This window comes from Caballeronia udeis, from assembly GCF_001544555.2.
Taxonomy (GTDB): Bacteria; Pseudomonadota; Gammaproteobacteria; order Burkholderiales; family Burkholderiaceae; genus Caballeronia; species Caballeronia udeis.
Window position 1 is genome coordinate 26,854 of the sequence record NZ_FCOK02000086.1, and the last position, 13,540, is coordinate 40,393.

The 13,540-nt window shown below is 62.0% G+C and carries 14 protein-coding genes; 10 read left to right on the forward strand and 4 right to left on the reverse strand.

Going from position 1 to position 13,540, the window contains the following annotated elements; genetic code table 11:
- Nucleotides 1-27: 27 nt before the first annotated feature.
- The 3 genes from AWB69_RS38050 to AWB69_RS38060 form a co-directional block, all read right to left on the reverse strand.
- Nucleotides 28-645: an OmpA family protein gene (locus AWB69_RS38050; RefSeq protein ID WP_231937369.1), complete on the reverse strand. Its 618-nt coding sequence runs from the start codon at nt 643-645 to the stop codon at nt 28-30.
- A complete protein-coding gene (locus AWB69_RS38055; protein WP_062091934.1) occupies nt 642-1,109 on the reverse strand; it encodes a FecR family protein in 468 nt (155 codons plus the stop codon). The genes AWB69_RS38050 and AWB69_RS38055 overlap by 4 nt, the downstream gene beginning before the upstream one ends.
- Nucleotides 1,110-1,414: 305 nt before the next feature.
- Nucleotides 1,415-2,305 (reverse strand): LysR substrate-binding domain-containing protein, encoded by an 891-nt coding sequence (locus AWB69_RS38060; RefSeq protein ID WP_062091935.1) that lies wholly within the window; start codon nt 2,303-2,305, stop codon nt 1,415-1,417.
- Nucleotides 2,306-2,522: 217 nt separating this feature from the next.
- Here AWB69_RS38060 and argH point away from each other — a divergent pair, with 217 nt between their 5' ends.
- From argH to AWB69_RS38105, 9 genes are all read left to right on the forward strand, one after another.
- On the forward strand, nt 2,523-3,950 hold the full coding sequence (gene argH, locus AWB69_RS38065; protein ID WP_062091936.1) for an argininosuccinate lyase: 1,428 nt from the start codon (nt 2,523-2,525) through the stop codon (nt 3,948-3,950).
- Entirely contained in the window at nt 3,944-4,828 is an 885-nt protein-coding gene (locus tag AWB69_RS38070) for an amino acid ABC transporter permease (protein WP_062091937.1), read from the forward strand. Before argH ends, AWB69_RS38070 begins: the two co-directional genes overlap by 7 nt.
- Before the next feature lie 29 nt (nt 4,829-4,857).
- Nucleotides 4,858-5,640, forward strand: a complete 783-nt coding sequence (locus tag AWB69_RS38075; RefSeq protein WP_062091938.1) for an amino acid ABC transporter ATP-binding protein — start codon at nt 4,858-4,860, stop codon at nt 5,638-5,640.
- A 64-nt stretch (nt 5,641-5,704) separates the two neighbouring features.
- The gene (locus tag AWB69_RS38080; protein WP_062091939.1) at nt 5,705-6,550 is read left to right on the forward strand and encodes an ABC transporter substrate-binding protein; all 846 of its coding nucleotides are present in this window, start codon (nt 5,705-5,707) and stop codon (nt 6,548-6,550) included.
- Nucleotides 6,537-7,418 carry a polysaccharide deacetylase family protein gene (locus tag AWB69_RS38085; protein WP_062091940.1) on the forward strand — a complete coding sequence of 294 codons (882 nt, stop codon included), beginning with the start codon at nt 6,537-6,539 and terminating at the stop codon, nt 7,416-7,418. Before AWB69_RS38080 ends, AWB69_RS38085 begins: the two co-directional genes overlap by 14 nt.
- Nucleotides 7,415-8,317: a polysaccharide deacetylase family protein gene (locus AWB69_RS38090; RefSeq protein WP_062091941.1), complete on the forward strand. Its 903-nt coding sequence runs from the start codon at nt 7,415-7,417 to the stop codon at nt 8,315-8,317. Before AWB69_RS38085 ends, AWB69_RS38090 begins: the two co-directional genes overlap by 4 nt.
- Nucleotides 8,314-9,732 (forward strand): MmgE/PrpD family protein, encoded by a 1,419-nt coding sequence (locus AWB69_RS38095; protein ID WP_062091942.1) that lies wholly within the window; start codon nt 8,314-8,316, stop codon nt 9,730-9,732. The genes AWB69_RS38090 and AWB69_RS38095 overlap by 4 nt, the downstream gene beginning before the upstream one ends.
- Nucleotides 9,733-9,778: 46 nt before the next feature.
- On the forward strand, nt 9,779-10,636 hold the full coding sequence (locus AWB69_RS38100) for an ABC transporter substrate-binding protein (RefSeq protein WP_082913769.1): 858 nt from the start codon (nt 9,779-9,781) through the stop codon (nt 10,634-10,636).
- Nucleotides 10,637-10,726: 90 nt separating this feature from the next.
- Nucleotides 10,727-11,422: a helix-turn-helix transcriptional regulator gene (locus AWB69_RS38105; protein WP_062091943.1), complete on the forward strand. Its 696-nt coding sequence runs from the start codon at nt 10,727-10,729 to the stop codon at nt 11,420-11,422.
- Nucleotides 11,423-11,474: 52 nt separating this feature from the next.
- On the opposite strand, the gene AWB69_RS38110 is transcribed toward AWB69_RS38105, so the two are convergent.
- Nucleotides 11,475-12,200, reverse strand: a complete 726-nt coding sequence (locus AWB69_RS38110; RefSeq protein ID WP_062091953.1) for a cysteine hydrolase family protein — start codon at nt 12,198-12,200, stop codon at nt 11,475-11,477.
- Nucleotides 12,201-12,545: 345 nt separating this feature from the next.
- Here AWB69_RS38110 and AWB69_RS38115 point away from each other — a divergent pair, with 345 nt between their 5' ends.
- Entirely contained in the window at nt 12,546-13,442 is an 897-nt protein-coding gene (locus tag AWB69_RS38115; RefSeq protein ID WP_231937370.1) for a choline ABC transporter substrate-binding protein, read from the forward strand.
- Nucleotides 13,443-13,540: the final 98 nt, after the last annotated feature.

Below are 13,540 nucleotides of genomic sequence, written 5' to 3' on the forward strand. Positions count from 1 at the left end.
CCGTTCACCGTCGATGACTGGCGCGGCTCATTGGATGGTGATGACTACGCGCCGGTTCATGTGATTGGGAGCGCCATCTGCCGTGTGGACCAGTGGCTCGCGCTTGCCTCGGGCAGCGGTCTCTATCTGTTGGGCGGGAATGCCTTGCTTGATCAGGAACGCTGCAACAGTCTGCGCTCGCCGCCTGGACAGGTTGTCATCGAAGTCCTGAGAGCCGGCCAGATCGGTGTGACCCACCACCACGAGCTTAGGCGCGGGCCAGGTAGCCAAGACGGTTTTTAATTGTTTGACCGTGGCAACTGACTCCGGAGCCAATTCGGTGGCGGAGTCAAAGAGGAAAAAAATCGTGAATGTCATGGGGCGGGGAGGCCGGGCCGCAAGCAGCTCGCCATATCGCGCCTGCACACTGGATTGGCTATCCATCGTTTTTTCGATGGCGCCGCCCTTGGCGACGTCCACGCCGGCGTACGCCTTGTTGATGGTCTGCTCCCCGGTGGCGCTGTGGACAATGACCGCTCCGACCTTGCCCTCGGGATCCGGCAATAAAATAATTCTGTCCGGGGGCGTGCTGCACCCGGAAAGGACAGCCAGCATGACAAATGCCGCTGCAGATGCCTGGCGGTGAGATCGCATGGAGGCCTTCAACGTGCACTCTCCCCGTTACCACCGACTTCGATGATGAATGACGTGCCGCGCACACCCAGCGTGGTGGTCGGCGTGCTGAAACGGACGGCATCCGGATTCGCCTTCGCCAGCTTGCCCGAAATCACTGCCAGGGAGCCGCGCTTGATCGTGGCATCGAGCAGCCCGTCATGGGTCGTGGTATTGAACGCGAATTTGTTGAGTTCAAGGATGGAATTGGCGCCGGCCGAGAGTTGGGTATTGTCACGCAGCGTGATACCCACGGAGGATTCCGGGCCGGTCACTATGCGATCGCTCCCATAAACCTCGCTGCCGATGGCCGCGCCCGAACTTGTTCCAGCGCGCTCGACCTGCACCGTGCCCTTGAGGGTCTTGACGACGCCGGCGGCATCGGCGGCAAGTGCATCGGCGGCCGCCGCGCACCCGCAGGCAAGAATCAAGGCATAGGTGATGGCTTGAAGACGCATCGGTGGCACCTGATTGCGTAAGCGCTGCTGTTCCGCGGGGTAGTCTGGCTCCCCCATGTCGACCCGGTGGGTGAGGGATCATTCCCCAACTGCTCGTAGAGCCGGGGCTTGTGAAGGACCTGCAGAAATACTGCTCGTGGAAGGCAGGTGGAGACGTTTCTGCGGTATCGAACAGGGTATGGCTCTGACCCGGATGACTCTGTGCGCTTCCGCTCATATCGCCGCCGGGCATTTCCCTGGCGGCCGGTTTGCGGCTGCAAACAACCCTGTTTCCCGGCGAGTGCCGCAACCCGCCGCAACCTGTCTCAACCCGCCGTGATCCTCAGCAGCCACGCGAGCAGCGGTTTCAGTTTCTCGCGATATTCATTACGCGGCGGATGCACGAGGTAATACCCCGAGCCCGTTTCAAGCACACGTTCGAACGGCGCCACCAGCGCGCCGCTCGTCAGGTTCTCCTGCACCAGGTTCAAGTCCCCTAACGCTACGCCATGACCGCGCACCGCCGCGCCAAACGCAAGGTCGAGCGTGTCGAACACCTGCTCGCGATACGTATGCGACGCGAGTTCATCGCTTTCCTGTTGCAGCCATAACATCCAGCCGCGCCTGCCAAAGCTCGAATGCAGCAACGTGTGATGTTTCAGATCCACCGGCTCCGCCAGCGGATGGGGCCCAAGTGCGGTCTGCGGCGAACACACGGGGGTCAATCGCTCACGCATCAGACAGGTCGCCTCCAGTCCCTCCCAGCGGCCATTGCCGAACAGGATGGCCGCATCCAGCGTGCCTTCGCCGAAATTGGTCGGCAGGAACCACGCGGTATCGATGTTCAATTGCGTGCCCGGCACGTCCGCATAGAAGTCGGGAAGGCGCGGCAGCAGCCAGCGCGCGGCCAGTGTTGGCGTGACGCGCAGCGTGATGGTCTGGCCGCCCGTGCTGATGATATGCATCGACCGGCGCGCGGTCGCCAGCAATTCTTCCACGATAGGCACAAGCCGCTGGCACTCGGCGGTCGGCACGACCATTCGCGTGTGCCGGACGAATAGCGCGCAGCCGAAATACTCCTCGATCTGCTGGATATGCCGGCTTACCGCGCTCTGGCTGAGGAACAACTGCTGCGATGCCGCCGTGAAATTACCGCATCGGGCTACAACGAGCAGCGACTGCAGCACGTTGAACGGCGGATAGCGTTCGATTTTCATTTATGCAAGTTGTGCATGGTAACCATGAGATTTTACCGTTTGTCGCTTAAAAATTGGCGTTTATAAAATCGCCTCGAAAGTTAAGGTTTTTTGCCCCTTGCCCCAAGCGCAGGACGCCTTGAACGAGCACGGCGCCGAACGGTATGCCACTTCAATGCCACGTCAATGCCGCCTCACATGCCCGCTTTCAAACCATCCACTTCCAGGGAGCTTTTGCATGACTCAACCTTCAGACCGGCTGTGGGGTGGACGCTTCAAGACAGGTCCTTCCGCCGCACTGACCGCGCTGTCGCGCTCGGACCCGAGCTTCTTCCGCCTTGCACCTTACGATCTCGCCGGCTCGCGCGCCCATGCGCAGGAACTGCGCCGCGCGGAAATCCTGACGGCTGACGAACTGCAGCAACTGCTGCGCGAGATGGACCGGCTGGAAGCGCAGTTCCTGGCGGGTGAAGCGGCGCCGACGCTCGACGATGAAGACGTGCATACCTTCCTCGAGCGCGAACTGACGCAACGCCTGGGCGCAATCGGCGGCAAATTGCGCGCCGGCCGTTCGCGCAACGACCAGGCGGCGAACGACTTGCGCCTCTTCCTGCGCGACAAGACGCGCACGCTGGCGCAAGCGGTCATCGATTTGCAGAATGCATTAATCGAACAGGCGAACGCGCACGTGCATAGCGTGAGCGCAGGGTTCACGCATTTGCAGCCGGCGCAGCCGATCGTGTTCGCGCATCACTTGCTCGCGCATGCTCAGTCCATTTATCGCGATGTCGATCGCCTGGTGGACTGGGATCGCCGCAGCGCACGTTCGCCGCTGGGCGCAGCGGCGCTGGCGGGATCGGCGATATGCCGGCGGCCGGAGTTGTCGGCGGCGGAACTCGGTTATGACGGCCCGTGTGAAAACTCCATCGATGCTGTCGCGTCGCGCGACCACGTTGCGGAGTTTGTGTTCATCACCAGCGTGCTCGCGGTGAACCTGTCGCGGCTCTCGGAAGAAGTCATTCTCTGGACCTCGCGCCAGTTCGGCTGGGTCGTGCTCGACGATGGTTACGCGACCGGCAGCTCGATCATGCCGCAGAAGAAAAACTCGGATATTGCGGAGCTGACGCGCGGCAAGGCGGGGAGGTTGATCGGCAACCTGAGCGGCTTGCTCGCGACACTCAAGTCGCTGCCGCTCGCGTATAACCGCGATCTCGCGGAAGACAAGATCGCCGCGTTCGACAGTATCGATACACTCGAACTCGTGCTGCCCGCCATGGCCGGCATGATCCGCACCATGCATGTGAACGTGGATGAAATGCGCCGCCAGGCGCCGCTCGGGTTCACGCTGGCAACCGAAGTTGCCGACTGGCTCGCGCTGCGCGGCGTGCCGTTCAGCGAAGCGCACGAGATCACCGGCGCGTTGGTGCGGGTTTGCGAACAGCAAGGCATCGAACTGGGCGACGTGTCCGTGGCAACCCTTGCAACGGTCGACGCCCGGCTTGAACCCGGCGTCCTCGATCACATCACGCTGGACGCGGCGGTGGCGGCGCGCAGCGGTTTCGGCGGCACCGCGCCGGTCCGTGTGGCCGAGCAGATCACGCGTTTGCAGACGGCGCTCAACAAGCAACTGGCATGGGCCACTTCATACGGTGGACCGACATGCTGAGCGTTTCCAAGGACGTAGCACCCGGCGACGCGATCGACGCCGGCACGGCCGACGCCACGCAACTGGAATACGTGCGCCGACGCCATTGGGGCCGATACATTGCGTCGGCCGTGATTCTGGCGATCGTGGTTTATATCGGCCTGGCGTTTGCGCATGGGCAGATCGAATGGCGTTATGTCGCGCGCTTCCTGACGGCGAAGTCGATCCTGACGGGCCTCGTCAACACCATCGTCATGACCGTGCTTGCGATGGCGCTGGGCGTGGCGCTGGGCGTCATCACCGCGATCATGCGGCTGTCGACCAACCCGGTGCTGCAGACGGTCGCGCAAGCCTACGTATGGCTGTTTCGCGGCACGCCGGTGATCCTGCAACTGCTGCTGTGGTTCAACCTCGCGCTGGTGTTTCCGTCGATAGGCATACCGGGTTTCTTCGAGTGGCGCACCGTCGACGTGATGACGCCGTTCCTCGCTGCATTGCTCGGGCTCGGTATCAACCAGGGGGCGTATACATCGGAAGTGGTGCGCGCCGGGTTGCTCTCTGTCGACACCGGCCAGTACGAAGCGGCGAAGTCGATCGGCATGCCGAGGCTGCAGGCGCTGCGCCGTGTGATCCTGCCGCAGGCCATGCGCGTGATCGTGCCGCCTATTGGCAATGAACTGGTGGGCATGGTGAAGCTCACGTCGCTCGCGAGCGTGATCCAGTACGCGGAGATGTTGCATAGCGCAGAGAACATCTACTACGCCAACGCCCGGGTGATCGAGCTGCTGATGGTCGCGGGCATCTGGTATCTCGTGGTGGTGACGGTGCTGTCGTTCATGCAGTCGCGCGTGGAGCGGTTTTACGCACGCGGCGCGGGTCGTCCGTCGGGCCGGCAATAGCCCCGGCGACTGAAAAGGAAAACCTGCCCATGAGTTCTATCGGTTCAAGCGGTTCAATCGTTCGTGCGGTCGACGTGCGCAAGTCCTATGGCGACTTCAAGGCGCTGCAAGGCATTACGCTCGACATTCCGAAAGGCGAAGTGCTATGCGTGATCGGACCGTCGGGTTCGGGCAAGAGCACGTTTCTTCGCTGCATCAACCAGCTCGAGGAGATCAACGACGGCGCCTTGTGGGTCAACGGCGAGCGCGTAGGCTACCGGCGCGTGGGCAACAAGCTGTATGCGTTGTCGGAGAAACAGGTCGCGCGCCAGCGGCTGGCGACTGGCATGGTGTTCCAGCGCTTCAACCTGTTTCCGCACAAGACCGTGCTGGAGAACGTGATTGAAGGGCCGGTGCAGGTGCTCAAGCGGCGCCGGCCGGAGGCGATTGAAGAAGCACGGTCGCTGCTCGAACGCGTGGGCCTGGCTCACAAGTGCGATGCGTTCCCGGTGGAATTATCGGGCGGGCAGCAGCAGCGTGTCGCCATTGCACGGGCGCTTGCCATGCATCCGCAACTCATGCTCTTCGACGAACCCACCTCAGCGCTCGATCCGGAACTGGTCGGCGAAGTGCTAGCCGTGATGCGCGATCTGGCCAAGAGCGGCATGACGATGATCGTCGTCACGCATGAGCTCGGATTCGCACGTGAAGTGGCCAATCGCATTGTGTTCATGGACCAGGGGCAGGTGGTGGAGAGCGGCACGCCGGAACAAGTTCTGTCGAATCCCCAGCACCGGCGCACGCGGGAGTTTATTTCCGCCGTACTGTCCTGATTTTTTATCCGTGGCTCCAGAGCTTCTGGAGCCACGGTCCGACCTTTATCTTCAGCGAGTTTCCATGAATGTTTCCCTTCGTCTGACGCGGTTTGCAGCGCTCGTAACCGGTACGGTCGCGTTGACCTTGTCCATCTCCCTCGCGCACGCCGGGACGGCTCCGTCGATTGGCAAAAGCACGCTGGTCGCGGCCATCGTGCCGAACTATCCGCCGTTCGAATACAAGGACCCGGCCACCGACAAGCTGATGGGCTTCGACGTGGACCTGGGCGAAGCGATTGCCGCGAAACTCGGCGTCAAGCTGCAATGGGAAGAAACCGGCTTCGACCAGATGATGAGCGCACTGACGACGAACCGCGTCGATGTGATTCTTTCAGGCATGACCGACCTGCCGTCACGCCGCGAGGCAGTGAACTTTCTCGACTACGTCACGGGCGGTCCGCAGTTCTACACCGTCAAGGCGCGTGCCGGCGAGTTCGCCAGCATTGACGCGCTCTGCGGCAAGACGGTGGGCGCGAGCCGCCGTACGTCTTGGCCCGATGACATAGCGAACTGGAGCAACGAGCATTGCGTGAAAGCGGGCAAGAAACCGGTCATCGTGAGCGGCACGAACGGGTCGGCGGATGCACGCGTGCAGCTGCGTCAGGGACGCATTGACGCTGCGGTGCAGGGTGGCGAAACGCTGCCGTACCAGAACTCGGTGGAGGAGAACGCGTACGTGCCTATCGACAAGCCGTTCCTGTCGCAGTACAACGGCATTGGCATGGCGAAGGGCAACACGGCGTTGAATGCGGGATTGACGGCTGCGCTCAACCAGCTCATTGCGGATGGCACATACCAGAAGATCCTCGTGAAATGGGGTCTGCAGGAACACGCGGTTCAAAAGGCGCTGATCGATGCCGGCAACTGACTTGAATCCGGGTGCTCCGCGCTGGCCTGAGGGGCAGCGCTCGTGCGTCGCGCTGGCTTTCGACCTTGACGGCCCGACGGGTGATGCCATGCTCGACGGCTCGATCTGGATCAACCCCTCGTACTTCACGCTGGGCAGCTATGGCCCGTGGCGTGCACTCGGGCGCCTGCTCGACATGCTTGACGAGCGTAAGGTGCCGGCCACGTTCTTTGTCCCTGCATGGGTGGTCGAGAACTGGCCGGAGCAGTGCGCGGCGATCGTGGCGCGCGGTCATGAAATTGGTTACCACGGCTATAAGCACGAGGCATTCTGGACACTCGACGCCGACGGCCAACGCGCGGTGATGGAGCGCTCGGCGCAAGTGTTCGACAAGTATCTCGGCATTCGCCCGGTCGGTTTTCGCACGCCCTCCGGCGACTGGGGTCCGCACACCATCCGCGTGCTGATGGAAGCGGGCGTGCGGTATTCGAGTTCCATGCGTGGCGACGACCGTCCGTATCTGCTGCACGCGCCGGGCATGGCCGAGCCTATGGTCGAGATTCCCGGCCGCTGGGAAATGGATGACTACGCGTCGCTCGCGTATCACCGCAATCCGAATTTTCCGGCGAGCCTGGACCGGATTGCGAGCTACGACACAACACTCGATAACTGGCGGCGCGAGTTCGATGGTTCACATCGCGACGGGCTGTGCCTGACGACGCTGTTTCATCCGAAGGTATCGGGCAAGCCGGGCAGGATCGCACTGCTGGAAAGCCTGATCGATCACATGCATGCACAGGGTGGCGTGTGGTTCGCCACGTGCCGCGACGTCGCTCAATGGTGGCGTGACAACTCCAGTTCACCGATTCCGCAGGAAGCTCCCAGATGAACTCTTTACGCTGGCCGCAGAACGCGCGATGCGCGGTCGTTGTCACAGTCGACTTCAACGACGAACACGGCATTCTGACGCAAGAACCGCGCATTGCGGGGCGCGAGAAATCGCTCTCCGTATGGCGTTACGGCGCGAAGCGCGGGGTGGATCGCGTGCTGGATGCGCTCGAAGAATTCGATGTGCGTTCAAGCTGGTTCGTGCCGGGTCGCGTTGCAGAAACGCACGTGGATCTGGTGCAGCGCATCGATGCGCAGAAGCATGAGGTTGGCAATAGCGGTTACGTCTGCGAAGACTTCGACACGCTCACGCTCGAGGCGCAAAAAGACGTATTCAGGAAAGGACAAGCCGCGCTTGCTCAAGCGCTCGGGCGGCGTGCGCAAGGGTTCCGTTCGTTCACCGGCAACTGGGCGCCGGGCTTCGCGGACTTCCTGCGCGATGAAGGCGTGACGTGGTCGTCATCGTGGCGCGGCGACGATCTGCCGTACTTCCATCTGCCGGATACGGATGCAGCGCTCGCAGCGCCTCGTCTGGTCGAGTTGCCGCTGCACTACGAACTGGAAGACGAGCCTTACTTCGCTTATAACCTTTCGCCGGCCGTTCCGGTCGGGCAACCGCGCATCCCTTCATATCGCGAAGTGCTGCGGAACTGGAAGCATGATTTCGCGGCGTTTCACCGCTTCGGACTGTGCTTCGTGCTGAGACTGCATCCGGAGATTATCGGCACGGCGGGGCGTATTGACGTGCTGCGCGAACTGCTCGCCGATATCCGCTTGCACGACGACGTGTGGTTCGCCACCGGGTCGGAGATGGCGGCATGGTGGAGTCAGAACGTTCAAGCCAACGAGCCGGGGCATCCGGTCGAAGTGTATGCACGGCATCGCCGGGAGGAAGCGTGAACGCGTCGTCTTTATCGCCGTCTTTATTCCCGTCTTTATCCTTATCTCAGCGCCTGGCTGCGTTCGTTGCGGAGACGCCCGCTGACGCGCTTCCCGCAACCGTCGTGCACAAGGCGAAGCGCCATATCCTCGATACCCTCGGCGCCTCGTTGGGCGGTGCGACCGCGGTGGAAGCACGCAGTGCCCGCGCCGTCATGCGCATGGGCAGCAGCGGTGGTGTAATCGCCTGGGGCACGTCACAGACGTTCAACGCCCGCGATGCGGCCTTTGTGAACGGCGTGGCGGCCCATGCGCTTGAACTCGATGACGCCGGCGGCTGCGATCACTCCGGCGCGGTCGTGCTGCCCGCCGCATTCGCGGCGCTTGCCTGCACAGAAAGGCCTGTAACGGGCCGCGAGTTCCTGATGGCGGTTGTTCTCGGCTACGACGCCGGCCGCCGTGTGCTGGAAGCGTGCGGCGGATATTCGCCGCATAACAATCACGGCTGGCATTCGACCATGACCTGCGGCGTGTTCGGTGCGGCGGCGGCCAGCGCGCGCCTGCTGGGTCTCGATGCCGCGCAGACCGCGGCGGCGTTTGGCCATGCCGCCAGTTTCAGCGGCGGGTTGTGGGGGTTTATCCACGACGCGTCACAGACCAAGCGCATGCATACGGGGCGCGCGGCTGAGGGCGGATTGCTCGCTGCGTTGCTCGCCCGGCAAGGCGTCAGTGGTCCGACACAGGTGTTCGAGGACGTGTGGGGCGGTTTCTTCAACGCGTTTGCACGAGACACGCAAACACCCGATGCACTGCTCGCGGACCTGGGCGTTGTCTGGAAACTCATGCGCTGCTCGATCAAACCGCATGCGGCGTGCCGCAGCACCCACGCAGCCGTGGATGCCACGCTCGAGTTGCTGCAGGGGCGAGCCGCGGACCTGGACAAGCTGGTTGGCGTGCACGTCAGCCTCAGTGCCTTCGTGAACCAGATGTGCGGCGGCCGTGATCTGAGCACGCTGGCTTCGTCGCAAATGAGCCTGCCTTACGGGATCGCCACGGTGCTGGTGAACGGCCATGCGGGGATAGGCGCTTATGTCGACACGCAGCGTCGCGACCCGCGCATTGCAGCCGCCATGGAACGTGTCACGCTCCAGATCGATCCGTCGATGTCCGATCTCGACGAGCCCGTCATCACGCTCGCACTGTCCGATGCCGAACCGCGTTCGCGGCAGGTCAACGTGCCGCTTGGCGACCCGCGCAATCCGATGTCCGACGCGGACCTTGCCGATAAATACCGCACGCTCGCTGCCATGACGATCCCTGAAGCGTCGGTGAAGGCGCTTGAAATCGCCGTGCTCGATCTGGAGAATCTCGCCGATGCGCGAACCCTGGCGCACTGGCTGCAAGGCGACGCTGACGCAAGACCTGTAGTGCGTTAATCGATATTCCGACTTTCAACAAGACCTTTATAAAGGTATGCCTTCCATGAACAAGCTGAACCCGATCCGTGCCGTTTCCAGCCTGATGGCACTGTGCCTGTCGACGTTTCTCTTCGCGAGCGGCGCGCATGCGCAAGCGTTGCCCGATGCTGTCGCCAAGTCGAAAGTGATCAAGGTCGCGGTGAACTCCATCTATCCGCCGATGGAATACAAGGACCCGGAAAGCGGCGACCTGGTCGGCTTTGATATCGACCTGGGCAATGCTATTGCCAAGGAGCTCGGCGTGAAAATGGACTGGCAGGAATCGGCGTTCGAGCAGTTGTTGCCGTCGCTGGCAACGGGCCGTGTCGATATGATCCTGAGCGGAATGAGCGATGTCCCGGGCCGCCGCGACACAGCCGATTTTCTCGACTACCTGAATTCGGGTGCGCAGTTCTATATCCTCGCGTCGCGTGCGAATGAGATCAGGCAAGCGCCGGATCTCTGCGGCAAGTCGGTCGGCACGAGCCGCAGCACGTCCTTCCCGGCGGACACGGCTGCATGGAGTGCGCAAAATTGCGAGGCCGCCGGCAAGCCTGCCGTTACGGTCTCCGGTACCGAAGATACGTCCGCTGCACGCATGCAGTTGAAGCAGGGGCGGATTGCAGCGGGCGTACAAGGCAGCGAGACGCTGCCCTATGCCATGAAGCTCGAACCGAATACGTACAAGCCGATCGGCGAGCCGTTCGCGACGTCGCCCGAAGGGATTGCGTTCGCGAAGTCCAATTCGAAGCTGCGCGACGCGGTGCACGGAGCGCTGAATAAATTGATCGCAAACGGGACCTATGCGGCGATTGTCGCCAAGTGGAACCTGCAATCGAGCGCGGTCAAACAAGTGACGCTGAACGCAGCGGCATCGAAGTAGTCAATTGCATTACCCAGTGCGGGCGGCATCGAAGCACCGGCTGAAGTTCGTGGTACGTTTGGCTCCTGTGCGATCCTGTCAGGAGCCAGGGTGTCCCGAACCACTCGTTTATTGACCTTGCTTGAGAGGCTTCGCGCGAAGCGTGTGCCGGTGACCGCGTCCGAACTCGCTTCGGACCTGGGCGTTTCCGAGCGCACGCTGTATCGCGACATCGCGACGCTGATTGAGCAGGGCGCACCGATACACGGCGAAGCAGGCATAGGGTACGTGCTTAAGCCGGGGTTGTTCCTGCCGCCGCTGATGTTGAGCGAAGACGAGATCGACGCCGTGGTGCTGGGCCTGCGGTACGTCGACCAGCGCGGCGATGACGTTTTACGCAAGGCCGCCGCTCAGGCGTTAGCCAAGATCGATGCTGTATTGAACGCGTCGGGCAAGGACGCCATGCGTGCCCCGACCGTCCATTCCGGCCCCCCGGTGCCGGACTTTCCTGTGAATGCCGTGCCGCTCACGAGCCTGCGCGCGGCCATTCGTGGCCAGTGCAAACTCCGGATCGCTTATCTGGACGCGCAAGGCGAGCCGTCGGATCGTGTTGTCTGGCCAGTCGTCCTGGGCTTTCTCGACAATGTCCGGATTCTTGGCGCGTGGTGCGAAAAGCGCCAGGATTTCCGCAGTTTTCGCACGGACAGGATCACGTCTGCCGATGAAACCGGCGATCGATATCCGGGGACGAGGGCGGTGCTGTTAAGCCGGTACCGGACGCATCTGGCGAAGTCGACGCCCTGGTAGCGGGTAGTCATGTTGCAACTTGCCCAAGCGCGAGCAGGGTGCAGGCCATCGATCACCTTCCCCCTGCGCTGATCGCTCGCACTACTTCGTCCGCGCTCTGCGCAACCTGCCCGAAATAGAGTCCGAAGTTCATCATGGCTGCATCGTGCATGGCCGGGATGCAATCGGCGCATGCGTCTGACACCAGCATGCAGCCGAAACCACGATCCGCGGCATCCCTCGCCGTGGTCTCCACACAGCAGCTTGTCACCACGCCCGCGAACACCAGACTCCGCAAGCCCGCACGGTCCAGCACGTTCTGGATCTCGCTGCCGTTAAACGCTCCCTGCGTTGTCTTGCGGATCACGGTTTCGCCTTCCAGCGGCGCGACCTCCTCGAGAAATGCGTAGTCGGGATTCCCGGTCCACCACAGGTCCTCGATACCCGCCGCCTGTTCGAGCCTGCGAGTCCAGTCGCGAAACCGCGGCGGGCAATCGCGCATGTCACGGTAAGCGGATCCGGTTGAAATATGCACGACAGGCATTCCGGCCGCACGGAATGCGTCGAGTAGCCGGCGAATGGAGGGGATCGTGGTCTGCTCCAGGCGCTCCAGGTAATAACGCATCGAACCGGGTTCCACGGCTTCACAGGCTTTCACCCAACCGCGGTCTGGCGCGGCATCGCTGTATTGAACGTCGACGACGACCAGCGCCGTCGCTTTGCGATCCGTCAGATCGACGGATGGAATGGTCGATGAAAGATCTTCGAAAGCGGCAGATGATTTCTCTTTGGGGTTCATGTTGGGCGTTTCCTTGGTCGGCGTTGACGTCTTGTCATTGTGAACAAGCGCGTCCCTGGCCATCAACAGCAAAGCGACACTCGCTTGCGTTCCGGCGACGCGTCCCGACGCACTCAATCATCGTTAGCGACAGGACTCGCGGCAAGATCCGCGACAAGACCCGCGCACCAGTGTCGCGAAAGATCAAGTGCGGGATTTATGACTCAGTAAATTGAATTGGCCGCGCTTGTGCAAACCGGCTCTGAAAGTCTGCCCGCCAGTCACCCCAACATCGATTTGCCTGGAGAAGAAACGATGAACGTCCCTGCACGCCTCGCCTGTTTGACATTGACTGCCTGTTGCAGCATGACCGTCCACGCGCAAGACCCGGAGGTGTGCCGGACCGTCCATTTCGCGGACATCGGCTGGACCGATATTGCGGCAACCACGGCTCTTGCATCGACCGTGTTCGACGGGCTTGGCTACAAGCCGGTGAAGACCGTGGCATCCATTCCCATCGCGCTGACCGGCATCAAGTCGAAGCAGATCGATGTCTTCCTCGGCGACTGGCAGCCTTCGATGGATCCGGTCGCCGATCCGTTCGTCAAGGCGGGCGCGGTGAAGGTCCTGAGCACGCCGAACCTGACCGGCGCCAAATATACGCTGGCTGTGCCGACCTATGAATACGATGCCGGCCTCAAGTCCTTCGCGGACATCGCCAAATTCAGCGACAGGTTGCAGCACAAGATCTATGGCATTGAACCGGGCAACGACGGCAACGCGCTGGTGAAGAAGATGATCGACAGCAACCAGTTCAACCTGAAGGATTTCAAGCTGATTGAATCGAGCGAAGCGGGCATGCTGGTCGAGGTGAATCGTGCGGTCAGGAGCCACGAATGGGTGGTCTTTCTCGGTTGGGACCCGCACCCGATGAACATCCAGCTGAAGATGACCTATCTCTCGGGCGGTGACGATGTGTTTGGGCCTAACTACGGCGAAGCGAAGGTCTACACCATGGTGCCGCCGGACTATCTGACGCGCTGTCCCAACGCGGGGCAAGTGGTGACGAACCTGAAGTTCACGCCGGGCATCGAGAACCAGGTCATGCAGTCGATCACCACGGACAAGAAGGAACCGAACGTCGCGGCGAAGCAATGGCTGAAGCAAAACCCGGGTGTGCTCACGCAATGGCTGGCGGGCGTGAAGACGTTTGACGGCAAGGATGCGTTACCCGCGATGAAGGCCTATCTTGCTGCACAGTAACAGGCAGATGCGAGTCAGCCAGGCAGCCGGTGGTTCATCCGGCTGCAGCAGGCGCCGCTACTCGCTGCCGCATCACCGGCGCCTCCCACGATTGCGAC

Bases quoted from the DNA above. Each gene is read 5' to 3' on its own strand.
- AWB69_RS38055 (WP_062091934.1), bottom strand. From the start codon at position 1,109: ATGCGTCTTCAAGCCATCACCTATGCCTTGATTCTTGCCTGCGGGTGC.
- AWB69_RS38060 (WP_062091935.1), bottom strand. From the start codon at position 2,305: ATGAAAATCGAACGCTATCCGCCGTTCAACGTGCTGCAGTCGCTGCTC.
- argH (WP_062091936.1), top strand. From the start codon at position 2,523: ATGACTCAACCTTCAGACCGGCTGTGGGGTGGACGCTTCAAGACAGGT.
- AWB69_RS38070 (WP_062091937.1), top strand. From the start codon at position 3,944: ATGCTGAGCGTTTCCAAGGACGTAGCACCCGGCGACGCGATCGACGCC.
- AWB69_RS38075 (WP_062091938.1), top strand. From the start codon at position 4,858: ATGAGTTCTATCGGTTCAAGCGGTTCAATCGTTCGTGCGGTCGACGTG.
- AWB69_RS38080 (WP_062091939.1), top strand. From the start codon at position 5,705: ATGAATGTTTCCCTTCGTCTGACGCGGTTTGCAGCGCTCGTAACCGGT.
- AWB69_RS38085 (WP_062091940.1), top strand. From the start codon at position 6,537: ATGCCGGCAACTGACTTGAATCCGGGTGCTCCGCGCTGGCCTGAGGGG.
- AWB69_RS38090 (WP_062091941.1), top strand. From the start codon at position 7,415: ATGAACTCTTTACGCTGGCCGCAGAACGCGCGATGCGCGGTCGTTGTC.
- AWB69_RS38100 (WP_082913769.1), top strand. From the start codon at position 9,779: ATGAACAAGCTGAACCCGATCCGTGCCGTTTCCAGCCTGATGGCACTG.
- AWB69_RS38110 (WP_062091953.1), bottom strand. From the start codon at position 12,200: ATGAACCCCAAAGAGAAATCATCTGCCGCTTTCGAAGATCTTTCATCG.
- AWB69_RS38115 (WP_231937370.1), top strand. From the start codon at position 12,546: ATGACCGTCCACGCGCAAGACCCGGAGGTGTGCCGGACCGTCCATTTC.